The sequence below is a fragment of the Mesorhizobium sp. UC74_2 genome, assembly GCF_042701485.1.
Lineage (GTDB): Bacteria > Pseudomonadota > Alphaproteobacteria > Rhizobiales > Rhizobiaceae > Mesorhizobium.
Window position 1 is genome coordinate 4800576 of sequence record NZ_CP170562.1, and the last position, 22388, is coordinate 4822963.

A 22388-nucleotide genomic window follows, 5' to 3' on the forward strand; every position below is an offset into this window, starting at 1 on the left:
AGTGGCATTTCCTTCTCCGAAAGCTCTGGGTACTGCCTTCCCGCGCGAATTCCTGTTTGGCGTCGCCACCGCGGCCTATCAGATCGAAGGGGCATTGACCGAAGACGGGCGTGGCGAATCGGTATGGGATCGTTTCCTGCGCCAACCCGGGCTTGTGATCGATGGCAGCGATGGCGCGGTCGCGGCCGACCACTATCATCGCTGGCGCGAGGATCTCGGCATCATGACCGAGCTCGGTCTCGGCGCCTATCGTTTTTCCATTTCCTGGTCCAGGGTCCAGCCGACCGGTGGCGGCGTGGTCAACGAAGCGGGGCTCGCCTTCTACGACCGCCTTGTCGACGGCCTGCTGGAACGGAACATCGAACCCGTCGCCACGCTTTTCCATTCCGACATGCCCGCCGCGCTGATGGATATCGGCGGCTGGTGCGCACGCGAAACGAGTGCACGCTTCGGCGATTTCGCGGAGCATGTGGCAAGAAGGATCGGCGACCGGGTCGGCAGCTGGTTCACCATTGCCGAACCCTACACCCTGATGCGTCACAGCTACGTGCTCGGCGAGCATGCGCCCGGCCTTCGGCTGTCGAGCGGCGCAGCGCTGCCGGTGATGCATCATCTTCTGCTTGGCCACGGTCTTGCCACGCGGGCAATCCGCTCGCATTCCAAAGCAAGAATTGGCCTGACCAACCATTCCTCGCCTTGTCGGCCTATTTCGCAGGCGACTGAAGACGTTGCGGCGAACACGATGTTCGACGCCCTGCGCAACCATACCGTCACCGATGCCGTCCTGCTCGGCCACTATCCGAAGGAACTGGAAGCCCTTGCCGATGCCGACTGGTCGGCCGTTCGTGAGGCTGACTTCGACATCATCAAGACCCCGATCGACTGGCTCGGCCTGACTTATTTCCACCCGATCGCGGTGAGCGCCCCAAAGGCGGCCGCCTCACCAGAGCCTTTCGATATCGCCGTAACCGGCGGCGAACCGGAAACAACCATGGGATGGCCGATCGTGCCGGCCGGCCTCGGCGAGGTGTTGACCGCACTCCGCGACCGTTATGGTGATAGCCTGCCGCCGATCGTCATCACCGAGAATGGCTGCTCAATGGCCGACCAGCTCTCCGAGCAAGGTCGCGTCGATGATCCGCAGCGGATCCGCTTCCTGGCAGGCCATCTGCAGGTGCTTGCCGAGGCGATACGATCCGGCATCCGTATTGACGGATACTTCATCTGGTCGTTCCTGGATCACTTCGAATGGGAACTTGGCTACACCAAGCGATGGGGCATCGTGTATGTCGATTTCGACACCCAGCAGCGAACGCTCAAATCGAGCGCCCGCTGGTATCGCGAACTGATCGAGGGCTGGCGATCCGCCCAGCCTTGATCAATCGACAATCGTTTCTGCCGACGAGAGAATGAAGATGAGCCCACGCCCCAAGACCATTGCTGAAATCGACACGCCGGCCGTACTGATCGACCTCGATCGCGCCGAACGCAACATCGCCAATGCACAGAAGGCGGCAGAAGCCGCCGGCGTGAAGCTGCGGCCACATATCAAGACGCACAAGCTGCCCTTCTTTGCGAAGAAGCAGGTCGAGGCGGGCGCCATCGGTATAACCTGCCAGAAGATCGGCGAGGCCGAAGTGATGGCCGATGCCGGCCTGACCGACATATTCCTGCCCTACAACATCATCGGCAAAGCGAAGCTGGAGCGGCTTCTGGCGCTGCACAGGCGCATCGCGCTGTCGGTGACCGCCGACAGTGCAACGACGATTGCTGGTCTTGCCGAGACCTTCACCGATCCCGGTCGTCCGCTCAAGGTGCTGGTCGAATGTGATACGGGTGCTGCCCGCTGCGGCGTCCAGACCGCCGAGCAGGCGCTGGCGCTGGCCAGGCAGATCGATGCGGCGCCGGGTCTCGCCTTCGGCGGCCTGATGACCTATCCAGCCGCCGGCGCGCCGGAAGGCGCCGAAGCCTGGCTCACCGCCGCGCGCGACCTGCTTCAAAAGGCGGGCCTTGCCTGCGAGACCGTGACCAGCGGCGGCACGCCCGACATGTGGCGGAAGCAGGATGCGGCGATCGTCACCGAGTACCGGCCCGGCACCTATATCTACATGGACCGCTACCAGGTGAAACAGGGCGCGGCGACAGCCGACGATTGCGCGCTGACCGTGCTCGCAACCGTGGTCTCGGCACCGACACCGACCCGAGCGATCCTCGACAGCGGCTCCAAGGCACTTTCCAGCGACCTGCTCGGCCTGCCCGACCATGGCGAACTGGTCGGCATTCCAGGTGCCCGCGTGACGGCGCTCAGCGAAGAACACGGCAAGGTCGAACTGGGCGGAGGTGCGACACTCGCGGTCGGCGACCGCGTGCGCGTGCTGCCTGATCATGCCTGCGTCGTCACCAACCTGTTCGACGAGGTCTACCTGGTTTCCGGTGACCGCGTCGTCGACGTACTGCCAGTCGCCGCGCGCGGCAAGCTTTCCTGAACCCAGACGAACGGAGCCTTCATGTCTGAACCCAAGAACCCATTTGCCGGCGACGCGGACCGCGCCTTCATCTGGGAAATGCTGATGCCGCGCGATTTCGAGGCTTTCGCCGCGCAGGACTGGTCGATGGTGGCCGGCGACTTCGACGAGATGCGTTTCCTCGGCATCCATGCCCATAATTCGCCCAACCAGGATGACTGGAACGCCGCCTTCCCGACCTTGCAGGCCTATCGCGATGAGTGGCTGCGCCAGGCCGCCGAATCCGCGTCGGTCGCCTATGCTGAGCCGTTGCCTTCGGCGCTGCTCAAGGCAGTGACGCTCAACCGCATCGACATCAACGGCAATGTCGCCGTGGCGCACAAGAAGTTCGACGGCACCGTGCCGCTGGCCGATGGCGGTGTCGACCGGCTGAACTGGCAGACACTCTATTTCTGCCGCAATGACGGCGACCGCTGGCGCATTACCGGCTTCGTCGGCTACATGAAATACCGCTGACATGCTCGAGGCGATCGCCTTGCGCACCAAGGCGATCGCCGTCAGAGCGTTTCCGTTTTTCACGGAAATGCGGAAACACGCTAACTCGTTGTTTTCACGCAATTCCGAACAGAAAGCCGTTGCACGGTTTTCCTGGAATTGCGGCTGAAACCGGCCGCGCGCGGGCAGTTTATTAACTGGCGCTGCAATAAGCTCCTTTCGGCCGTCGCATCGGCCACCGTCCGCATCCTGCGGGCGCGCATCGGAGCCGAGAAATGTCCGTGCATCGCCATCCCCGATTGGAAGGCCGCCTTGTCGATGGCATCGAGGCGACGGCATGTCGCTGAAAGGCTCCGCCAAGAGATTCCTCAAGCACGGCGCGATCCGTGCCGGCCTGGAAGGCGTCGCGCTGACACGCGCGGGCATGTTGTGGCCAGCGGCCGCGGGGCGCGGGGTGATCTTCACCCTGCATCACGTGCGCCCGGCGCGGCGTGGCGGCTTCGACCCCATTGCGACGCTTTCTGTCACGCCGGAATTCCTTGACGCGGCGATCCGCGTCTGTGTCGAGTCGGGCCTGACACCGGCGGCCTTGGACGATCTGCCGCGCTTGCTCACCGATCCCAACGACAAGCGCCGCTTCGTCGCTTTCACGCTGGATGACGGCCTGCGCGACAATGCCGAACACGCCGCACCGGTGTTTCGCCGCCACGGCGTGCCGTACACCATTTTCATCGCCAAGGGCTTCGTCGAACGCAGCCGCTCGATGTGGTGGGAAACCGGCAAGGTGCTGACGCGCTCCAAGGACCAGTTCGAGTTCGATTTCGGCAATGGCACGGAGACGGTCACCACACGAACCGTTGCCCAGAAGCAGGACGCTTACGAACGGATCGTCCACTTCGTGCATTCGAACAACGAAGATGCGGCCGTAGCGGAGATCGACCGGGCCGCCCGCTCGCGCATGATCGACCCGCTCGCCATCGTCGACCAGCTGATCATGACAGCGGACGAACTGCGGACCCTGTCAGACGACCCGCTGGTGCGCTTCGGCGCGCACACGCAGACCCACATCGCCATGGCGAGAGTGGATGAAGCGCGGCTCGCGGAGGAAATCAAAGGGTCGATGGATGCCGTCGAGGCCTATGTCGGCTACAGGCCGACCACCTTCGCCTATCCCTACGGAACCAAGGTTGCGATATCGCGGCGTGAATTCGACGCCGTTGCGAAGGCCGGCATCAAGCTGGCCGTCACCACACGTCCCGGCGTGCTGACGGCGGACAGCTTCAACCAGCCAACGGAGTTGCCACGCGTCTCCCTCAATGGCCACTATCAGCGGCGGCGTTATGTAAAGGCGCTGTTGACCGGCATTCCGTTCCGGCTGTTCTAGGCAGTTCCAGCCAAAATGCGTTGCTCAAGCGCCAGCCGGCAGCGGGCCCTCATAACGGGCGCGCGGGCGGATCAGCTTGCCTGACATGACCTGCTCGATGGCATGCGCTGTCCAGCCGACGCTGCGGCCGAGCGTAAACAGGCGGATGGGCGCATCGCTCGGCAAGCGGTAGGAACGGGTCAGCGCCACCAGCGCAAAGTCGACTGTCGGCTGCGCGCCGGTGGCATCAAGGGCTGCCTGGCGCAGCTCGAGAATATCGTCGTCCAGCCGCATGTCGGCCAGCAATGCTGCTCCGCGCGGATCGCCATCGGGATAGAGCGGATGGCCGAAACCAGGCAGCGGCCGGTCGTGATCGAGCCAGCGTGCCATCGCCGCGCGCACGCCGATCCGTGCCGCATCGTCCACAAGCATGGCGACGGCATCGGCCGCGGTGCCATGGCGAGGGCCGTAGAGTGTCGACAAGCCGGCCAGCAGGCAGGCGACGAGCGGCGCGCCGGTGGAAGCGGCGACGCGGGCCGCAAAGGCCGAGGCATTGAGTTCGTGATCGGCCACCAGCACCATGACGCGGCGCAACACCTCCGCCGCCTGTTCCACCCGCCAGCCCCTTGCCAGCCTGAGGTGCACCGGCTCCGCACCGGGTGCCGCCCCCAATGCGCCGGCGAGCGCCGCGATGGCCGGCATCGCATCCGCCTGCAACACGCCGGCGTTGCGCCCCAGCGAGGGCTGTCCCCTGGCCGCCAACCCAGCCAGCACGGAAAAAGCCTGCGTGATGCCTGTCTCGGCAGGTGCTCCCGATGTTGCGAAGCGGGGAGCAGCAGTGGTGGCCCACAACAGCCGTGCGGCGTCTTCCAGGCTGGCATCGCGCGAAAAGGTCACCGCATCCTCGCCACGGTAGATCAACCTGCCGTGGATGACGGTGGAGAGTTCCGTGGCGAACACCGGCTCGCCCCAGGCAACCGCACTTTCAGCGATCGCCGCGACGCGGCGCCCACGCGCCCGGCGCGTGGTCAGCGCCTCAATATCCTCTGATCGATAGAGGCTGCGGCGAGGATCGGCAGGATCGGGCTGCATACCGACCTGGTTGCGGCTGACATAGGCGTAGAGCGTCTGCGCGCGCACCCCCAGCCTGTCCAGCGCCTCGTCACGTGTCAGCCAGGTGCCCATATCGACCATATATTGATTCTGTTGATCAAGATTGATGACAATCAACAACAGCATTATCTCGGATCGAAAATTGGTCAAGGAGCAAGATGATGACAAGCGGACTGGACGATGTGATTGCCGCCGAAACCGTGCTGTCGGAAGTGGACGGGCAGGGCGGGCACCTGACGATCCGAGGACATGCCCTGCGCGATCTTGCCGGCCGCCGCGATTTCGCCAGCGTGACACATCTGCTTTTCGACGGTTTCTTCATCGATCTTCCCAACGAGAAGCAGTTGGCGGCAAGGCTTGGACGTGCCCGCGTCGAGGTGTTCGAACGTGTGCAGGCGTTGCTGCCGACGCTTGCCGCACTCTCCGTCTACGACGGCATGCGTGCCGGTACGGCGCTGATGCCCGATGGCGATACGCTTGACGATGCGTTGCGCCTGATCGCCGCGCCGGCTGTGCTGACGCCCGCGCTCTTGCGCCTGCGCAAGGGCCTCGATGCGATTGCTCCCAATGCCGACGCAGGCCACGCCGCCGACATGCTGGCCATGCTCACCGATACGGACGAACGCGGCCTGAGCGCCGCGCTAGACACCTATCTCGTCACGGTCTGCGATCACGGCCTCAACGCCTCGACCTTCGCCGCGCGGGTGGTGGCCTCGACCCAGGCGGGTCTCACCTCGGCGGCACTTGCCGGTCTCGGCGCCCTGAAAGGCCCGCTGCATGGCGGTGCGCCAGGCCCGGTGATCGCCATGCTCGATGCCATTGCCGAGGCTGGAGAAGCGACGGAATGGCTGAGCAGGGAACTGGCCGAAGGCCGCCGCATCATGGGTTTCGGCCATCGCATCTATCGCGTGCGCGACCCGCGCGCCGATGTCCTGAAGACCGTGGTGCGCCGCATCCCCGATGGTGCGGCAAGCCGCCGCCTGGCTTTCGCCGAAACGGTGGAACAGGCAGCGCTCGACGTCCTGAGGCGGGCCAAGCCCGGCCGGGTGCTGCAGACCAATGTCGAATTCTACACGGCACTTTTGCTGGAGGCAGCCGGGTTCCCGGAAGATGCGTTCACCTGCGTCTTCGCTGCGGGGCGCATGGCCGGCTGGATCGCCCATGCGCGCGAGCAGCAGGCAACCGGCCGGCTGATGCGGCCGCAGTCGCGTTACATCGGTCCAGTGCCGGATCTCGTCGCCTGAACGACGTGCTCAGACACCCTCGACAAGCACGATCTCGCCGTCCGCCACCTTCTGGCGGATGGCGGCGGCGCGCTGATATTCCGGCGAGTGGTAGCAGTCATGCGCCACCCGCAGGCTCTCGAACTCGATGATGACGTTGCGGCCACGACCCTGTCCCTCGGCCTTTTCGTGGTCGCCGCCGCGGGCGAGGAACTTCGCGCCGAAACGGTCGAAGGCGAGCTTCGCAGCCTCGACATAGGCCTTGTAGCCTTCCGCATCACGCACATCGACGCGAGCGATCCAGTATCCCTTGGCCATAAGCAGTCTCCATACGAAGCTTCAACGTTTCGGCTGGCTCAGGCAGCCGCCATCTCGTCCAGGATAGCCTGGGCAGCAGCGCGCCTGTCAACCGCGCCGACGATCGGCCGCGCCACAACGAGGTGGCTGGAGCCGTTGCGGATCGCGTCCGCCGGGGTGACGACACGCTTCTGGTCACCGCGGTCAGCGCCGGCCGGCCGAATGCCGGGTGTCACCACAGCCATGTCGGGACCAACGACCTTGCGCACGGCCGATGCCTCTTCCGCAGAGCAGACGATGCCACCCATGCGCGCCGACAGCGCCTGTTCGGCGCGCCGAAGCACCAGCGTGTGGGGATCATATTCGTAGCCGGCATCGATGACGTCCTGCTCGTCCATCGATGTGAGCACGGTGACGGCGAGCAGACAGAGATCACTGCCCTTGGCGGCTTCCACCGCCGCGCGCATCGTCTTCGGATAGGCGTGCAAAGTGAGCATGGTCATACCCATCCTGACGATGTTCTCGACACCCTTGGCGACGGTGTTGTCGATGTCGAGCAGCTTCATGTCGAGGAAGATCTTCTTGCCGTCGGCGGCAAGGTCGCGCGCGAACTCCAGCCCGCCGGCGAAGGCGAGCTGATAGCCGATCTTGTAGAAGGAGACGGTGTCGCCAAGCTCCTTCACCGCCCTCTCGGCCTCGGTAACGGTTGGAATGTCGAGGCCGACGATCAGCCTGTCGCGCATATCGGTCATGTCTATCCCCTCATTCTCTAGCCGCATGATCTGTGCCCGAAAACCGGTAACCACTTTTCGGGATCATGCTCTGGTGCGAGCCCGCTCGACAAGCGCCTGCGCCACCAGGTCCATGGCGTGGCGAAGCCGCTCGTCGACCAGATTGCCGTCCGCGTCGAAAGCGCTGCCGCCGTTCGGCACCGAGCATTCCGGCGTGACGATGTCCATGTGGCAGCGCAGCAGGATGGCGCGCAGATGGTTGATGGCGCGCACGCCGGCAAAATGCCCTTTCGACGAGGAGCACAGCGCCACCGTCTTGCCGGCCATCGGCTTCAGCTGCCGGCCGCCGTCATGGCGCACGATGCTGATCCAGTCGACGGTGTTCTTGAGCAGTGGCGACACGGAGCCGTTGTATTCCGGCGTCACAAGCAGCAACCCGTCATGGGCACCAAGCAGGCGCGCCAGTTTCATGACGTTTTCCGGGATGCCGGTTTCCTTCTCGATATCCTCGTCGAAGATCGGCATCGGATAGTCGGCCAGCGAGATGCGGGTCACATCCGCGCCCTGCATGGCCAGCGCCTTCTGCGCGACATCAGCCGTCCTGCCGCTGAAGGCACCGCTGCGGATCGAGCCCGCGAAGATGAGGATCCTGGGAATCACGGCATGGCGCTCCTTTGCCGTCCGGCAGCTATAGGCGATAGCGCCGCCGAATCAAGAGCGAAGCTCTGCCGAGCCTCAGGGCAGCGCCTCGAACGGATTGACGATGCGCACGCCGAGAGCGGCAAAATGCTTCACATTGTCGGTCAGCAACGTCAGGTCCCGGATTTTCGCGGTGGCAGCCAGAGCCACGGCCTCAAAGCCCGGGTCCGTACCCGCGGCCCTGGCACGATCCATCAGATGACCGGTTTCCGTCGCGATGGCCAGGTCCAGGGGCAGAATGCGCGCCGCATAGTAATGACGTATCTCGCCCCACCATTCGGCAAGATCGGCGGCCTTTCTGGCCGCACCGGTGCGCGCTGCCTTGGCAATACCGTCCTCGACCTCCGCTGCAGTGATCACCGACAGCCACAACTGGTCGGAATGGGTCACCATCCATGCAGCAAGGGACTCATCGGCTTCCGTTCGTCGGCGAGCCGGTGCTATCCGACTGATGACGTTGGTATCGAGGAGATACGTCAAAACCGGTCACGGCCAGAGACGCGTGCCGGCTTGCGCTCCGCCAGATCGCCTTCTTCCAACGGAGAACTGGTCAGAAGCCAACCGAGTTTCGGAACACGCGACAGCCGTTCGAACTCATCGTAGCTGATGATAACACCTTCGCGTTTGCCGTGGCGGGTGATGACCTGCGGCTCCCCGGCAATCGCACCGTCGAGTACCTGCGAAAGCATTGCTTTCGCATCTCTGAGCTGAATTTCCTCCATGGTGCGCCTACATATGACTACAGTAGTCATATGCAGGCAAAAGGCTCGAACTCGGCAAGACCTGGTGGTAACCGCAATGTCCGGCACGTCATTGCATCAAAGCCGACGCCCCCGGGGGCAATTCGCTAGTTCGCAGGCCGTCGATAGATCCACAGCCGCGTCGGCGGGATGTTGCGCAGCACGAAATGGAAATGCTCCACCGTGTAGTTGCCGCGTCCGGGCGGGATCGGCGACATCGGGCCGTAGGTCAGCTGAACCACCGGCCGGCCGGCCGGAATGCGGTCGAGCAGGCTTTCGAGGTAGCTGATGCGCTGGGCGACCGGGAAATTGAGCAGCGGAACGCCCGTGACCACGGAATCGAAGGTCAGGCCGCTATGTTCACCCAGCGTATCATTGAGGTTGAAGGCGTCGCCCTCGATGACGTTGACGCCCGGATAGAGTCGGCGCAGATGCTGGACGAAATCGTGGGAATATTCGACGGCATAGAGGTTTTCCGGCTTCACGCCGCGCTCCAGAATGGCGCGGGTGATGACGCCGGTGCCGGGGCCGACTTCCAGGACCGGCAGGCCGGAGCCGGTATCGACGATAGACGCCATCTTGCGGGCGGTGATCGAACTCGTCGGCACGATGGAGCCGACAGCCTTCGGCTTGTCGATCCATCCTTTGAAGAATTTCAGCTCGTCGTCAAACTTCTCGGCGAGCGACTTCCTCAATCCAGGGCCACGTCCCATCAAGCTCTCCTGACCGGCTCCCCCGGAACCCACTATGGATGCTACTTAGCAGTTACGCAGGGGTAGGCAAGGCAAACGTCCACCAATGTCGTGGACAAGACATTTTTTGTCGCCGCTCAGCGTTCGCTGAACGACTCGAAGAAATCCTTCATGCGCGAGAAGAAACCGCTCGACTGCGGGCTGTTCTCCTTCGACGACAACTGTTCAAACTCCTCCAGAAGCTCGCGCTGGCGCCGTGTCAGGTTCTGCGGCGTCTCCACCGCGGTCTGGATGTAGAGGTCGCCGATCTGCGGCTGGCGCAGCACCGGCATGCCCTTGCCCTTCATGCGGAACTGGCGGCCGTTCTGCGTGCCTTCCGGCACCTTCACGCGCGTCTGGCTGCCATCCAGCGTCGTCACCTCGAACGAACCGCCGAGGGCGGCTGTCGTCATCGAGATCGGCACCTTGCAATAGAGGTCGGCACCGTCGCGCTGGAAGAACTCATGCGGCTTGATGGCCAGGAAAATGTAGAGATCGCCCGACGGGCCGCCACGCAGCCCGGCCTCGCCCTCGCCGGCAAGCCGGATGCGGGTGCCGTCCTCGATGCCGGCCGGAATGTTGACCGAGAGCGAGCGCTCCTCGGTGATACGGCCCTGGCCGGCGCATTTCGGGCATGGATCCTTGATGGTCTGGCCGCGGCCCTGGCATTGCGGGCAGGTGCGCTCGATCGAGAAGAAACCCTGGCTGGCGCGCACCTTGCCGTGGCCGTGGCACATCGAGCAGGTGACCGGCTGCGTGCCCGGCTTGGCACCTGACCCCGAGCATTCGTCGCAGGTCAGCGACGCCGGCACGTGGATCTGAGCGGTCTTGCCGGCATAGGCCTCCTCGAGACTGATCTCCATGTTGTAGCGCAGATCGGCGCCGCGCTCGCGGCCGCCGGAGCTACGGCGGCGTCCGCCACCCATCATCTCGCCGAAGATGTCTTCGAAGATGTCGGCAAAGCCGCCGGCGGCAAAACCGGCACCGCCGCCATTCATGCCGCCATTTTCGAAGGCGGCATGGCCGAAACGGTCATAGGCCGCGCGCTTCTGCGGGTCCTTCAGCGTCTCGTAGGCTTCGTTGATTTCCTTGAACTTGTGCTCGCAGGAGGCATCCCCGGGATTGCGGTCGGGGTGGAACTGCATCGCCAGCTTGCGGAAGGCGCTTTTGAGCTCCTTCTCGTCGGCGCTCTTTTGCACGCCAAGCGTTTCGTAGAAATCAGCTTTCATCGAGAGCCTGTTCCAATCCCGCCGACCGATGGCTCAAGCAAAGGCCAACGTCTTTAGCGCATTGTTTCGACCAGTCGTCCAAAGACTGGCCTCCGATTTAGTAACGATGCCGCGCTAATGCCAGTACCGGCAAGGAAACGCTGCACTTTTCCGGTGCATGGTTGCAAAAAAGCCCGGCTTGGCGCCGGGCTTTTCTGGATTTTCGGCCCTCAGGCCACTTAAGCCGACTTCTTCTTGTCGTCCTTGTCGTCGATTTCCTCGAAATCGGCGTCGACCACATCGGAATCCTTGGCAGCATCCGCCTTGGCATCGGCTTCCGCGGCTTCCTTCTGCGAAGCCTCGTACATCGCCTGGCCAAGCTTCATCGAAGCCTCGGTCAGCGCCTGGCTCTTGGCCTCGATGTCGGCAGCGTCGTCGCCTTCGGCAGCCGTCTTCAGAGCGGCGATCGCGTCGGCGATCGCGGTGCGGTCGGCTTCGGAGACCTTGTCGCCATAATCCTTCAGCGACTTCTCGGCCGAATGCACCAGAGCCTCGGCCTGATTGCGGGCCTCGACCAGCGCGCGGCGCTGCTTGTCGGCCTCGGCATTGGCTTCGGCGTCCTTCACCATCTTTTCGATGTCGGCGTCGGACAGACCACCAGACGCCTGGATGCGGATCTGGTGCTCTTTGCCGGTGCCCTTGTCCTTGGCCGAGACGTTGACGATGCCGTTGGCGTCGATGTCGAAGGTGACCTCGATCTGCGGCACGCCGCGCGGAGCCGGCGGAATGCCGACCAGATCGAACTGGCCGAGTATCTTGTTGTCGGCAGCCATCTCACGCTCGCCCTGGAAGACGCGGATGGTCACCGCGCTCTGCGAGTCCTCGGCGGTCGAGAACACCTGGCTCTTCTTGGTCGGGATCGTGGTGTTGCGCTCGATCAGGCGGGTGAACACGCCACCCAGCGTCTCGATGCCCAGCGACAGCGGAGTCACGTCGAGCAGCAGCACGTCCTTGACGTCGCCCTGCAGCACGCCGGCCTGGATGGCGGCGCCGAGTGCGACCACTTCGTCAGGGTTCACGCCCTTGTGCGGCTCCTTGCCGAAGAACTGCTTCACCACTTCCTGGACCTTCGGCATGCGGGTCATGCCGCCGACCAGAACGACTTCGTCGATCTCGCCAGCCTTGAGGCCGGCATCCTTGAGCGCAGCCTTGCACGGCTCGATGGTGCGCTGGATCAGGTCGTCGACCAGCGATTCGAACTTGGCGCGGGTGAGCTTCAGCGTCAGGTGCTTCGGACCGGAAGCATCCGCGGTGATGAAGGGCAGGTTGATTTCGGTCTGAGCGGAAGACGACAGCTCGATCTTGGCCTTTTCGGCAGCTTCCTTGAGGCGCTGCAGGGCAAGCTTGTCGTTCTTCAGGTCGATGCCCTGTTCCTTCTTGAACTCGGCCGCCAGGTACTCGACCAGGCGCATGTCGAAGTCTTCACCGCCGAGGAAGGTGTCACCATTGGTCGACTTCACCTCGAACACGCCGTCGCCGATCTCGAGCACCGAGATATCGAAGGTGCCGCCGCCAAGGTCATAGACGGCGATGGTCTTGCCATCCTTCTTGTCGAGGCCGTAGGCGAGCGCGGCAGCGGTCGGCTCGTTGATGATGCGCAGCACTTCCAGGCCGGCGATCTTGCCGGCGTCCTTGGTGGCCTGGCGCTGGGCGTCGTTGAAATAGGCAGGAACGGTGATGACCGCCTTCTCGACCTTCTCGCCGAGATAGGCTTCCGCCGTTTCCTTCATCTTCTGCAGGATCATGGCCGAGATCTGGGAAGGCGACTGCTTCTTGCCGCCGGCCTCCACCCAGGCGTCGCCGTTGTCGCCATTGACGATCTCGTAGGGGACAAGCTTCTTGTCCTTTTCCGTCACCGGATCGTCATAGCGGCGGCCGATCAGGCGCTTGACCGCGAAGACGGTGTTTTCAGGATTGGTGACCGCCTGGCGCTTGGCCGGCTGGCCGACGAGGCGCTCGCCGTCGCCGCTGAAGGCGACGATCGAAGGCGTGGTGCGCGCGCCTTCCGCGTTTTCAATGACCTTCGCGTCCTTGCCGTCCATGACGGCGACGCAGGAATTGGTCGTCCCGAGGTCGATACCGATTACTTTTGCCATCTAGTCTCTCCACTAAGCAGGCTTTCAAGGACCCTGTCAGGCGTTCCGGCGAAAGCCCCTGTTCACAGAAATTCCGCGCCAGGCTGCCTTTCGGGCGGCCCGCACGGTTGCGGCGTATATAAGAACAGGCCGCCTTGCACGCAAGCATTCTGCGCCTCGGCTTTTCCACTGCCAATCATCCTTTTCGCTATCGGTGTGTCACAAGTCCTTCCATAGGCACAAATGTGAGCTAACGCCTTGAATCCACACATCGCTCTCATCGAACCCGATCTCGATTTCGACGCGCGGCGCGCCCATCGATCACATATGGAAACGGCATGTTAGAAAGCGCCAGAGCGGGATATCGGCACCAAAGTCCCATGTCTTTCGCGCTTTTCCGCACAAAATGGTGTGAAACCGGCGCCAAAGGCGCATTCCGGCGGCGAGAATCAGCCAAGGTGAATGGACGCTGTGTATCGGCTCGGCTAGGGTCCGCTCATCTCAGCGCATCGTCTCAAGCCTTCCCGGAATGCCCATCCTGCCAGCCTCTCCCCTGTTCGCTTTCGCCCGCAGATGTCTCGTTGCCCTTGTCACGGTGACCTTCGTCGCCGGCTGTACGGCTGCGACGCCGCCCGAGCAGGTGCTTTCCGTACCGGCGCCGGCGCAGAAATACGCGGCCATCGTCGTCGACGCCAAGACCGGCGCGACCGTGTTCGAAGTCAACTCGACCACGCCGCGTTATCCGGCTTCGCTCACCAAGATGATGACGCTCTACCTGCTGTTCGAGGCGCTGCAGAGCGGCCGCATCACCAAGGAAACGCAGATCCCGGTTTCGGCCAACGCCGCCTCGCAGCCACCGACCAAGCTGCGCTTCCGGCCCGGCGAGACGATCGACGTCGATTCCGCCATCCGCGCGCTGGTGGTGAAATCCGCCAATGACGTCGCCGTGGCGGTCGGCGAATATCTCGGCGGTTCGGAAGAAGGGTTCGCCGCTGCGATGACCTCCAAGGCACGCCAGATCGGCATGCGTTCGACCACTTTCCGCAACGCATCCGGACTGCCCGATGACGGCCAGCAGACGACGGCGCGCGACATGGCCGTGCTCGGCCTCGCGCTCAGGGCGCACTTCCCTCAGCATTATCACTACTTCTCGGAGGCCGATTTCATGTTCCGCGGCAAGCTGGTGCGCGGCCACAACGACATGCTGGGCCGCGTCTATGGCGTCGACGGCATCAAGACCGGCTACATCCGCGCATCCGGCTTCAACATCGTCACCTCCTACGATGCCGACGGCAAGCGTTTCGTGGTCGTGGTGATGGGCGCGGATACGGCCCGCCAGCGCAACGCCCATGCCGAAGCGCTGCTGCAGCGGGCGCTGAACCCCACCGGCTCCACGACACGTCTGCTCTATACGGCGGCGCAATAGCCGCCTGCGGTTCGGCTCAGACAGGCTCGGCGAAGAACCGCCGCAGTTCGCTGGCGACCAACTTTGGCTTGCCGACATTGTCCGCCGCGATGTGGCCGACGCCCTTGAGTTCGACCCGCTCCGCCTGCGGCAACCCATGCTGCAATGCGTCGAGCGCCATTGGCAGATAGGGGTTGGAATTGTCGCCGCCCATCAGCAGGACTGGTATGCGGATGGCGCTGAAGCGCTGCACCTGCCCGGCCGTGGCGGCAATCAGTTGCGCATCGTGGCGGAAAGTGGGCACCAGTTCACGGATGGCTGTCGCCTCCTCGCCGCTGCCGCGCAGCGCCATGCCCATGATCGGGACCAGCAGCAGGCGTGGCAAGCCTGTGAACCAGTCGCGCCGATCGCGCGTCCCCTTCATCACCGTGGCCATGGCGGCGGCCAGATTGCCGGCGGCAAGCTCGCGCTCGTAGCGTTGCACAAAGTCCAGCGGCGATGGCGTGCCGACGGGCACCGGCGGCTTGTACAGCGCAATTCTGCCCAGCGCCTGCGGCCGGCGCAGCGCCGTCCACAGCGTGGCGATGGCGCCGGAACTCAGGGCGAATACGTCACGTGCGCCTGTTTGCGCCAGCACCGCCGACAGATCGTCAACCTCGCTGTCGATGCCGTAGTCCAGCCCCGGCGGCCCGCTGAGGCCACGCCCGCGTCGGTCAGGCACATGCAGTGTGAAGCGATCGGCCAGCAACTCCGCCAGCTGGCTGAAGTTGCGGCTGCTCTGCATGCCGCCCGCCAGCAGCACGAGGCTGGGACCGGCACCGATCTGCCGGTAGCCGATGATCGTGCCATCACGCGAGACAGCATGATCAGCAGTCCATTGGGTCATGGCGCTCTCCGAGCTGTTGGGCGCGAGACCATAGCTCATGCGACGCATCTGCTCGATGACGCGCTCCATCTCGTCCTCGGGCAGGATCGGCGGCTCGCCGAGCGCTTCTGGCTTGGCGCCCCAGTGCTTGGTCTTGGCGAGGGCCTGCTCAATTGGGTTGAGGTCAGGGGAGCAGGGCGGCAAACACCAGAGCCTGGCAGCTCAGCCTTCCTTCGACAGCAAGGTCGCAAGTTGCGCCCGCGAGGCAATGCCGAGCTTGGTGTAGATGGCCTGCGTCTGGTTTCGAATGGTTGCTGGCGCCGAACCGAGGGCCGCCGCCGCCTGCTTGTAGGTTGCCCCAGCCGCAAGCGCCCGGGCCACCTGCGCCTCGCGCGGAGACAGCCGGTCAGATTTTGCCGTCTCCCTGAGACGCAATGCGACAAGATGCGAGTTCTCGAGGGTAACCAGCGAGGACGACAATACGACGCCTCGCCCCCTGATGGAGAACGTACCGGGTTCACGGACATAGCGCAGCAGCGATTTCGGCAATTGTTCGCCGCGCCAACCCGGCCAGACACCACGCAGAAATGCCTGCGATTCGCTGTTTGCGATATGCAAGCCGCCCTCCGCGTCGACAACCAGCATCTGTTCACCCAGCGTCCCGCGAGCATGACGTGTCGACACCTCCATCGCCAGCGAGATATGGTCGACCGCACATTGCAAAAGCTCGAGCTCATCCGGCTGCCAGTCGCGGCTGCGCGTGTCGCCGCGATAGATCGAGACGAAAAAGGCGGTTCGACTGCGCCGGTTGTGGTGCATGGCGCTGGCCCATTTGCGCAGATGATAGCGCTCGCACAGGGCGATCATGCCGTCGGTCTGCGCAGGCTGGGTCCGATCATAGGTGCCGATCAGCGTCCGTTTCTCCCGAAACGCCCGCGCCACCAGATCCTGGCTCTCGATTGTCGACCAGAATTTGGCAAACCCACCCGGCAGATTGACCGTCGCCGAGGCCGGCACGACGGTTCGGCCCGGCTCGAAACGCGACCAGCCGTACCAGGCGCTTTCGAAGCCCAGCACCGGTTTCAGCTTCTGCACCCCGAAGGCCGCAATCGCCTGAATATCCCGCTCACCGGCCAGCTTCTGGAGATCGGCGGCAAAGAGCGAAAATGCCTTGAGCTTCGAAATCACCACAAGTCCCGTCAGTTGTACTGGCGCAGTAGGTGTCTTGGGCAGTGTTGATCACACTACCGACGGCTTGCCGCAACGGCAAGGCGCGTGGCCGAGCACAGGCTGTTTGCCATTCTTCACCGATTCCATAGTGCATCTGCATCATTCGCAGGTTCGCCGAACCGGCTAACGTTTCTCCATCGCCGCAGGAGGATCGTAATGACGACAGGTTGGTTGTGGCATGAGCGCTTTGGCTGGCACGACACGGGCACAGCGGCGGGATTTCTGAAAGGCGAATTTCTGCAGCCGATGCAGCATGTTGAATCGCCGGAATCCAAGGCAAGATTTGCATCTCTCATCGAAGTTTCCGAATTGGCCAAATCGTTGCGCCGTCTCGACTGCGTGGCTGCCGGGGAAGAAGACATCCTGCGCGTCCACACACACGACCATCTCACGAAGATGAAGCTGCTGGGTGACGATGCCCGCGGCGGCGATATGGGTGACAATGTCTCGCCCTTCGGCCTGGGCGGCTATAAACTTGCCCTGCTGGCTGCCGGCGGCACCATCTCGGCCACCCGGGCTGTTGTCGCAGGCGATGTAGACAATGCCTATGCGCTTGTGCGTCCGCCGGGACACCATGCGCGTCCGGAAAAAGGCATGGGTTTTTGCATGTTTGCCAATGTCGCCGTGGCCATCGCCCACGCCCGGGCCAAGCTTGGCGTCGAACGGTTTGCTGTCGTGGATTGGGATGTGCACCATGGCAACGGCACCGAGGCCTGCTTCGAATCCGACCCCGATGTGTTGACGATCTCCCTGCATCAGGACGGCAATTTCCCGCCGGACACCGGCAAGGTCACCGATCGCGGCGTCGGTAAGGGTGCCGGTTCGGCCATCAATCTGCCACTTCCGGCGGGGTCAGGCGAAGGCGCATATCTCTATGCGTTCGACCGGGTCGTCCTGCCGGCGCTGCAGCGTTTCAGACCGGAGCTGATCCTGGTCGCCAGCGGGTTCGACGCGAGCAATGCCGACCCGCTGGGCCGTATGATGCTGACCTCGCGCGCCTATATCGAAATGACGCGCAGGCTGATGGACGCGGCCGAGACGCTGTGTGGTGGCCGGCTGGTGATGAGCCATGAGGGCGGCTACTCGCCCTTCTACGTGCCATTCTGCGGACTGGCGGTGGTGGAAACGCTGAGCGGCGTGCGCACCGGCGTCGAGGACCCCTATTTGCAGTTCTGGCAGGATTTGCCGGGGCAGAAATTACAGCAGAACCAGAAAATACTGGTCGACGACGTGGCGAAGGCCTGTGGCCTTTAGCGGATGATGGCCGGCGTGGAGAACCGCCGGCCGAAAACAGGGGAACAGGGACAATGCGAACCACCCAGCAACGCGCCCCGCACGGGCGGGCGGTACTGATCTTCAACCTGGTGTTGATGCTCTTTCCGCCGATCCACCTCTATTTCGCAAGCGGAAGCATCGACATGGCGCTGCTCTTCTTTCTGGGCAGCGGTGCGATGCTCGTCCTGACCATGCTGCATCTGCAGTCGAAGATGCAGGCATCGGAGGAGTAGCGTCGATGAACATGCTGATCGGCTATGGAATGCTGGCCGCATTTTTCGCAATTGTCGTCTTCGTTCTCGAACGCAACCAGCGCGAAAGCAAAAACTTCACCGACTATGCCGTGGCCGGCCGATCCTTCGGATCCTGGTTCCAGACCATGGCCTTCCTCAACACCTGGTTGCCTGGCACCATCTTCATCGCTTTCGCCGGCCTTGCCGCCTCGGCCGGCGTCATCGGCTATTATGTCATCTCGTATTCACTGCTGGCCGTGCTGTTCATGTTTTTCATGGCGCAGAAAGTGTTCGACTGGGGCCGCTCGTTCAATCTGCGCACACAGGCTGATTTTGTCGGCATGCGATACAATTCCACCAATGTCCGCAAAGTCGCCGCGGTCATCGGCGTCATCTCGGCGTTTCCATGGCTGGTGCTCGGCTTTCAGTCGCTCGGCCTGGTGTTTTCCTATCTGTCCTTCGGGGTCGTCTCGCCTACCGTCGCGGTTTTCATCGGCATTGTGGTGCTGGGAATCCGTCAGATCTGGACGGTTCGCATGGGCATGCACGGCATCGTCATTTCAGACATGGTGCAAGGCATCTTTGCCTATGGCGTCGGCGGCCTTGTCGCCATAGGCCTGATCGTCTGGCTGCTGGCGCAGGGCCATGGCTTCGACAGCCTTCCGCCAAGTTTTGCGACGCTTCCCGGTGTCGGCAGCAATCTTGGACCGCTCTATTATTTCTCGATCGTCGCAACCGGCGCGCTTGGTTCCTGGTGCTGGCCGGACATCTTCGTGCGGCTGTTCACCGCCCGCAGCGCCCAGGCGGTGCGCAACTCATCGGTGAAAGCCGCGCCATTGATGTTTCTCTTTCTGGCGATATTGCTGACCATGAGCCTTCTGGCCTCGCAATTGCCCGAGGTCGCGGCGGCACCTGACAATGTCTGGTTCCTCACAGCCGCCCATGGCGGACCGTTCGTCCTCGCATTGGCAGGCATTGCGGTCTTTGCAGCCACTGTCGGCAATGTGAACGCCATCACCGCCGCAATCGGCACCCACACCGCCCAGGACATTCTCCACATCGGCGCCGACGAGGCGACGACCACGCGCGCCGCCCGCGCCACCATTGTCGTCGTCACCGTGCTTGCAATCATCGGCGCGGTCCTCACGGTCAATGTCACCTCCGGTCTACTGACGCTGGCGCTCGCCTCGTATCAAGGCATCGTCCAGTTGGCGCCGGCGCTCTATCTCGGCATCTTCTGGAAACGCGGCAATGCATCGGCCGCCGTTGCCGGCATGCTGGTGGGCTTCGCCACGGCGGTGGTGCTGCAATATCTCTATCCGGTGTCAATCCCGGCGCTTGGCGGCATTACCTCCGGCATCGTCGGGCTGATCGTCAACACCACGATCTATGTCGTGTTATCCTATGCGATTCCGCACAGGCGCTCCGAAAGCGAACGTATCGAGACGTTGTTCAGCGACATGCAAGATGGGCCGGCCGCCGCTGCGGGCCGCACCCTATCAACTCGGACGGTGTAGAAAAAACGGCGCTTTGCGGCGTGGGCGAAATCGCGATCTTGCGAGGCTTCAGCTCTTCTTGAACATTCGCTTCAACTGGCCGTCAGATTGTCGCTGAAGTTCCTAGATAGTGTGACTTGCGACGCCAGAGGGTGGCGGCTCTGGCGCCGTGACTATGCCGAGCAGACGCCGCCAACTCCGCCAGAGCCTTTTGGGCCGCGACATTTGAATCGAGTGCATCTGCCAATCCACCCAGAGCATTTTGTAGCCAAGCGGAGCCATTTGGCGTTACAAAAATGCCACGAAAACAGAAACTTAGAGCGTTTCCGCGTTTCCGCGAAAAACGGAAACGCTCCAGTCTAGCGCCGGTGTGCGTCGCCGCCCTTGCTTTCCTCGTTGGGCGCGAGGCCGTAGCTCATGCGACGCATCTGCTCGATGACGCGCTCCATCTCGTCCTCGGGCAGGATCGGCGGCTCGCCGAGCATCAACGCCTGGACATACATGTGCGACAGCGTCTCGACCTCGATTGCCAGCCAGAGTGCCGCTTCCAGCGTCGTGCCCAGCGAGATCTGCCCGTGCTGGCCGAGCAGGCAGGCCAGCCGTCCTTCGAGCGCAACCAGCGCGTGGTCGGACAGCGCCTGTGTGCCGAAGGTGGCGTATTTCGCGCAGCGTATGGTCGAACCGCCGGCGACGCCGGTCATGTAGTGGAAAGCCGGAATCGTCTTGTGATGGCAGGCCAGTGTCGTGGCATGCACCGAATGGCAGTGCAGCACGACATTCACATCGCTGCGGTTGGTGAGGATGTCGCGATGGAAACGCCATTCCGATGACGGCATCCGGCCGACATAACCGCCCTCGAAATCCATCGCGACGATGTCTTCGGCATCCATGGTTTCGTAAGGCATGCCCGACGGGGTGACCAGGAAGCCGTCGCCCGAGCGCACCGACAGATTGCCGGCAGTGCCCTGGTTGATGCCGCTGGAATTCATGCGCCGGCAGATCGACACCATCTCCTCGCGCAAGGCCCTGTCGCTGCTGGTTGCTCCACTCATTGTCCACTACTCCATATGAAAAACCTGCTGCAGCGGCACCACCAGCGGCTCGTTGCTGTCGGTGACCTGCATGATGTCGGCCATGAAGTCCCACCAGCGGCGGTTGACCTCGGTTTGCGGCAGCGCGTCCATGGCATGGTCGTCGGCCCGCACCAGCGTCGCGAACAGATGATTGGTCTCGGGGTCGAGCCAGATCGAATAGTCCGAGACGCCTGCCTCGCGCAGCGCCTGCCGCAGTTCGGGCCAGATCGCGTCGTGCCGCTTCCTGTACTCGGCGGCCTGGCCGGGATCGAGCACCATTCGAAAGGCTATGCGTTCTGGCATGGCTGCCGCTCCGTTCAGACGATGCCGCCGCCAGCCGCGGCAATGGCCGGCCGTTCCGCGGCGACTTTCGCCCGATAGCCACTGGCGCGGTAGGCCGAGACCGGATCGACGGCCCCGCCCCGCTTCAGGCGCGCCATGGCCAGGATCGGATCGACGTCGGTGCGGTAGGCCGCCTTCAGCGTCTGCGTCGCCATCAGCGCGTCGTTCGCTTCCTGAAAGCCTTCCAGCGCCTTGCGATCGACCAGCAGTGCCGCAGCATAGGCTCGCTGCACCTCGATCGCCGACAGCATCAGGCTCTCGATCGGGTCGGTGACGTTGTGGCTCTGGTCGAGCATATGCGCCGGCTGGAAATCGCTTGCGCCGTTGAGCTCGGCATCGACCAGCTCGTTGAAGACGAGGAACAGCCGGTAGGGGTCGATCGAACCGGCATCGAGGTCATCGTCGCCATATTTGGAATCGTTGAAATGGAAGCCGCCCAGTTTGCCGAACTGGATCAGCCGCGACACGATCATCTCGATATTCACATTGGGCGCATGATGGCCGAGATCGACCAGGCAATAGGCCTTGTCGCCCAGCTCCCTGGCGATGATGTAGTTGGTGCCCCAGTCCTGCACGACGGTGGAATAGAAGGCCGGCTCATACATCTTGTGCTCGATGAACAGGCGCCAGTCCTGCGGCAGCGCGGCATAGATCGCCTTCATGGCGTCGAGATAGCGTTCGAAGGCGCGCGCGAAATTGACCTGGCCGGGGAAGTTCGAGCCGTCGCCGATCCACACCGTCAGCGCTCTGGAGCCGATCGTCTTGCCGATCTCGATGCATTCGAGATTGTGCTCGACCGCCTGGCGGCGCGCGCCGACATCGGCATGCGACAGCGAGCCGAACTTGTAGGAGAGCTTCTGGCCTTGCGCATCGGAGAAGGTGTTGGAGTTCATCGCGTCGAAACCGAGGCCAAAGCGCGAAGCTGCCTGCTTGAGACGGTTCGGATCCGCCTTGTCCCAGGGGATGTGCAGCGAGACGGTCGGCGTCGCCCGCGTCAGCTGGCTGATGACGGCGCAATCCTCGATCTTGTCGAACACATCGCGTGGTTCGCCCGGCCCCGGGAAACGGGCGAAGCGCGTGCCGCCGGTGCCGACACCCCAGGACGGGATCGCCACGCCGAAGGCCTCGACCTTCTCCAGGATCGCATCGACGGAAATGCCGCGCCGGTCGAGCTGTTCGCCGAGTGCCGCATAGTCAGCCTCGAGCGCTTTCCGGCGCGCGGCATTGCTCTGTTCGACGACATCACCCGCGATCACCGTTTCCATATCT

23 protein-coding genes and 1 pseudogene are annotated in these 22388 nt (G+C 63.3%); 9 read left to right on the plus strand and 15 right to left on the minus strand.

Going from position 1 to position 22388, the window contains the following annotated elements:
• Position 1: 1 nt before the first annotated feature.
• From ACFJIU_RS23335 to ACFJIU_RS23350, 4 genes are all read left to right on the plus strand, one after another.
• Entirely contained in the window at positions 2-1378 is a 1377-nt protein-coding gene (locus ACFJIU_RS23335; protein WP_379064004.1) for a GH1 family beta-glucosidase, read from the plus strand.
• A 37-nt stretch (positions 1379-1415) separates the two neighbouring features.
• On the plus strand, positions 1416-2486 hold the full coding sequence (locus ACFJIU_RS23340; RefSeq protein WP_379064006.1) for a D-TA family PLP-dependent enzyme: 1071 nt from the start codon (positions 1416-1418) through the stop codon (positions 2484-2486).
• Positions 2487-2507: 21 nt separating this feature from the next.
• Positions 2508-2981 carry a hypothetical protein gene (locus tag ACFJIU_RS23345; protein WP_326890692.1) on the plus strand — a complete coding sequence of 158 codons (474 nt, stop codon included), beginning with the start codon at positions 2508-2510 and terminating at the stop codon, positions 2979-2981.
• A 316-nt stretch (positions 2982-3297) separates the two neighbouring features.
• A complete protein-coding gene (locus ACFJIU_RS23350; protein WP_379064008.1) occupies positions 3298-4344 on the plus strand; it encodes a polysaccharide deacetylase family protein in 1047 nt (348 codons plus the stop codon).
• 24 nt (positions 4345-4368) lie between these two features.
• Here the strand turns inward: ACFJIU_RS23350 and ACFJIU_RS23355 are convergent, their stop codons facing one another.
• Positions 4369-5508 carry a citrate synthase gene (locus ACFJIU_RS23355; protein ID WP_379073202.1) on the minus strand — a complete coding sequence of 380 codons (1140 nt, stop codon included), beginning with the start codon at positions 5506-5508 and terminating at the stop codon, positions 4369-4371.
• 89 nt (positions 5509-5597) lie between these two features.
• On the opposite strand from ACFJIU_RS23355, the gene ACFJIU_RS23360 reads away from it, so the two are divergent.
• Positions 5598-6680, plus strand: coding sequence for a citrate synthase/methylcitrate synthase (locus ACFJIU_RS23360; protein WP_379073203.1), 1083 nt, complete (start codon positions 5598-5600; stop codon positions 6678-6680).
• Positions 6681-6689: 9 nt separating this feature from the next.
• Here ACFJIU_RS23360 and ACFJIU_RS23365 read toward each other — a convergent pair whose 3' ends face one another.
• From ACFJIU_RS23365 to dnaK, 8 genes are all read right to left on the minus strand, one after another.
• The gene (locus ACFJIU_RS23365; protein ID WP_379064010.1) at positions 6690-6977 is read right to left on the minus strand and encodes a DUF1330 domain-containing protein; all 288 of its coding nucleotides are present in this window, start codon (positions 6975-6977) and stop codon (positions 6690-6692) included.
• A gap of 38 nt (positions 6978-7015) precedes the next feature.
• Positions 7016-7708, minus strand: a complete 693-nt coding sequence (gene pyrF / locus ACFJIU_RS23370) for an orotidine-5'-phosphate decarboxylase (RefSeq protein ID WP_379064012.1) — start codon at positions 7706-7708, stop codon at positions 7016-7018.
• A gap of 63 nt (positions 7709-7771) precedes the next feature.
• Positions 7772-8347: an NADPH-dependent FMN reductase gene (locus ACFJIU_RS23375; protein WP_379064014.1), complete on the minus strand. Its 576-nt coding sequence runs from the start codon at positions 8345-8347 to the stop codon at positions 7772-7774.
• A 75-nt stretch (positions 8348-8422) separates the two neighbouring features.
• Entirely contained in the window at positions 8423-8866 is a 444-nt protein-coding gene (locus ACFJIU_RS23380) for a type II toxin-antitoxin system VapC family toxin (protein WP_379064016.1), read from the minus strand.
• Positions 8863-9108 carry a type II toxin-antitoxin system Phd/YefM family antitoxin gene (locus ACFJIU_RS23385; RefSeq protein WP_379064018.1) on the minus strand — a complete coding sequence of 82 codons (246 nt, stop codon included), beginning with the start codon at positions 9106-9108 and terminating at the stop codon, positions 8863-8865. The genes ACFJIU_RS23380 and ACFJIU_RS23385 overlap by 4 nt, the downstream gene beginning before the upstream one ends.
• A gap of 125 nt (positions 9109-9233) precedes the next feature.
• Positions 9234-9839 carry a phospholipid N-methyltransferase PmtA gene (pmtA, locus tag ACFJIU_RS23390; protein ID WP_379064020.1) on the minus strand — a complete coding sequence of 202 codons (606 nt, stop codon included), beginning with the start codon at positions 9837-9839 and terminating at the stop codon, positions 9234-9236.
• A gap of 116 nt (positions 9840-9955) precedes the next feature.
• Entirely contained in the window at positions 9956-11086 is a 1131-nt protein-coding gene (dnaJ, locus tag ACFJIU_RS23395) for a molecular chaperone DnaJ (protein WP_379064021.1), read from the minus strand.
• A 218-nt stretch (positions 11087-11304) separates the two neighbouring features.
• Positions 11305-13221, minus strand: coding sequence for a molecular chaperone DnaK (dnaK, locus tag ACFJIU_RS23400; protein WP_379064023.1), 1917 nt, complete (start codon positions 13219-13221; stop codon positions 11305-11307).
• Between the two features lie 508 nt (positions 13222-13729).
• On the opposite strand from dnaK, the gene ACFJIU_RS23405 reads away from it, so the two are divergent.
• Complete coding sequence (locus tag ACFJIU_RS23405) at positions 13730-14626, plus strand: D-alanyl-D-alanine carboxypeptidase family protein (RefSeq protein WP_379064025.1); 897 nt, start codon at positions 13730-13732, stop codon at positions 14624-14626.
• A 16-nt stretch (positions 14627-14642) separates the two neighbouring features.
• On the opposite strand, the gene ACFJIU_RS23410 is transcribed toward ACFJIU_RS23405, so the two are convergent.
• From ACFJIU_RS23410 to ACFJIU_RS23420, 3 genes and pseudogenes are all read right to left on the minus strand, one after another.
• A complete protein-coding gene (locus ACFJIU_RS23410) occupies positions 14643-15530 on the minus strand; it encodes an alpha/beta fold hydrolase (protein WP_379073204.1) in 888 nt (295 codons plus the stop codon).
• Positions 15507-15593: pseudogene (locus tag ACFJIU_RS23415) on the minus strand (class II aldolase); the annotation flags it as partial. The pseudogene ACFJIU_RS23415 and the gene ACFJIU_RS23410, both read right to left, overlap by 24 nt.
• A gap of 99 nt (positions 15594-15692) precedes the next feature.
• Positions 15693-16658 (minus strand): response regulator transcription factor, encoded by a 966-nt coding sequence (locus ACFJIU_RS23420; RefSeq protein WP_379064026.1) that lies wholly within the window; start codon positions 16656-16658, stop codon positions 15693-15695.
• A gap of 198 nt (positions 16659-16856) precedes the next feature.
• Here ACFJIU_RS23420 and ACFJIU_RS23425 point away from each other — a divergent pair, with 198 nt between their 5' ends.
• From ACFJIU_RS23425 to ACFJIU_RS23435, 3 genes are read left to right on the plus strand one after another with little or no spacing between them, the layout of a single operon-like run.
• A complete protein-coding gene (locus ACFJIU_RS23425; protein ID WP_379064028.1) occupies positions 16857-17954 on the plus strand; it encodes a class II histone deacetylase in 1098 nt (365 codons plus the stop codon).
• A gap of 53 nt (positions 17955-18007) precedes the next feature.
• A complete protein-coding gene (locus ACFJIU_RS23430) occupies positions 18008-18208 on the plus strand; it encodes a hypothetical protein (RefSeq protein ID WP_144224074.1) in 201 nt (66 codons plus the stop codon).
• Positions 18209-18213: 5 nt separating this feature from the next.
• Entirely contained in the window at positions 18214-19725 is a 1512-nt protein-coding gene (locus ACFJIU_RS23435; RefSeq protein WP_379064030.1) for a sodium:solute symporter, read from the plus strand.
• 338 nt (positions 19726-20063) lie between these two features.
• Here the strand turns inward: ACFJIU_RS23435 and ACFJIU_RS23440 are convergent, their stop codons facing one another.
• The 3 genes from ACFJIU_RS23440 to rhaI are packed head-to-tail and all read right to left on the minus strand — an operon-like array spanning position 20064 to position 22384.
• Positions 20064-20756 carry a class II aldolase/adducin family protein gene (locus ACFJIU_RS23440; protein ID WP_379064032.1) on the minus strand — a complete coding sequence of 231 codons (693 nt, stop codon included), beginning with the start codon at positions 20754-20756 and terminating at the stop codon, positions 20064-20066.
• 6 nt (positions 20757-20762) lie between these two features.
• Positions 20763-21080, minus strand: a complete 318-nt coding sequence (gene rhaM / locus ACFJIU_RS23445; protein WP_379064034.1) for an L-rhamnose mutarotase — start codon at positions 21078-21080, stop codon at positions 20763-20765.
• A 14-nt stretch (positions 21081-21094) separates the two neighbouring features.
• Positions 21095-22384, minus strand: a complete 1290-nt coding sequence (rhaI, locus tag ACFJIU_RS23450) for an L-rhamnose catabolism isomerase (protein ID WP_379064036.1) — start codon at positions 22382-22384, stop codon at positions 21095-21097.
• Positions 22385-22388: the final 4 nt, after the last annotated feature.

Bases quoted from the DNA above. Each gene is read 5' to 3' on its own strand.
- ACFJIU_RS23340 (WP_379064006.1), top strand. From the start codon at position 1,416: ATGAGCCCACGCCCCAAGACCATTGCTGAAATCGACACGCCGGCCGTA.
- ACFJIU_RS23345 (WP_326890692.1), top strand. From the start codon at position 2,508: ATGTCTGAACCCAAGAACCCATTTGCCGGCGACGCGGACCGCGCCTTC.
- ACFJIU_RS23350 (WP_379064008.1), top strand. From the start codon at position 3,298: ATGTCGCTGAAAGGCTCCGCCAAGAGATTCCTCAAGCACGGCGCGATC.
- ACFJIU_RS23355 (WP_379073202.1), bottom strand. From the start codon at position 5,508: ATGGGCACCTGGCTGACACGTGACGAGGCGCTGGACAGGCTGGGGGTG.
- ACFJIU_RS23360 (WP_379073203.1), top strand. From the start codon at position 5,598: ATGACAAGCGGACTGGACGATGTGATTGCCGCCGAAACCGTGCTGTCG.
- ACFJIU_RS23365 (WP_379064010.1), bottom strand. From the start codon at position 6,977: ATGGCCAAGGGATACTGGATCGCTCGCGTCGATGTGCGTGATGCGGAA.
- pyrF (WP_379064012.1), bottom strand. From the start codon at position 7,708: ATGACCGATATGCGCGACAGGCTGATCGTCGGCCTCGACATTCCAACC.
- ACFJIU_RS23385 (WP_379064018.1), bottom strand. From the start codon at position 9,108: ATGGAGGAAATTCAGCTCAGAGATGCGAAAGCAATGCTTTCGCAGGTA.
- pmtA (WP_379064020.1), bottom strand. From the start codon at position 9,839: ATGGGACGTGGCCCTGGATTGAGGAAGTCGCTCGCCGAGAAGTTTGAC.
- dnaJ (WP_379064021.1), bottom strand. From the start codon at position 11,086: ATGAAAGCTGATTTCTACGAAACGCTTGGCGTGCAAAAGAGCGCCGAC.
- dnaK (WP_379064023.1), bottom strand. From the start codon at position 13,221: ATGGCAAAAGTAATCGGTATCGACCTCGGGACGACCAATTCCTGCGTC.
- ACFJIU_RS23405 (WP_379064025.1), top strand. From the start codon at position 13,730: ATGCCCATCCTGCCAGCCTCTCCCCTGTTCGCTTTCGCCCGCAGATGT.
- ACFJIU_RS23410 (WP_379073204.1), bottom strand. From the start codon at position 15,530: ATGAGCTATGGTCTCGCGCCCAACAGCTCGGAGAGCGCCATGACCCAA.
- ACFJIU_RS23425 (WP_379064028.1), top strand. From the start codon at position 16,857: ATGACGACAGGTTGGTTGTGGCATGAGCGCTTTGGCTGGCACGACACG.
- ACFJIU_RS23430 (WP_144224074.1), top strand. From the start codon at position 18,008: ATGCGAACCACCCAGCAACGCGCCCCGCACGGGCGGGCGGTACTGATC.
- ACFJIU_RS23435 (WP_379064030.1), top strand. From the start codon at position 18,214: ATGAACATGCTGATCGGCTATGGAATGCTGGCCGCATTTTTCGCAATT.
- ACFJIU_RS23440 (WP_379064032.1), bottom strand. From the start codon at position 20,756: ATGAGTGGAGCAACCAGCAGCGACAGGGCCTTGCGCGAGGAGATGGTG.
- rhaM (WP_379064034.1), bottom strand. From the start codon at position 21,080: ATGCCAGAACGCATAGCCTTTCGAATGGTGCTCGATCCCGGCCAGGCC.
- rhaI (WP_379064036.1), bottom strand. From the start codon at position 22,384: ATGGAAACGGTGATCGCGGGTGATGTCGTCGAACAGAGCAATGCCGCG.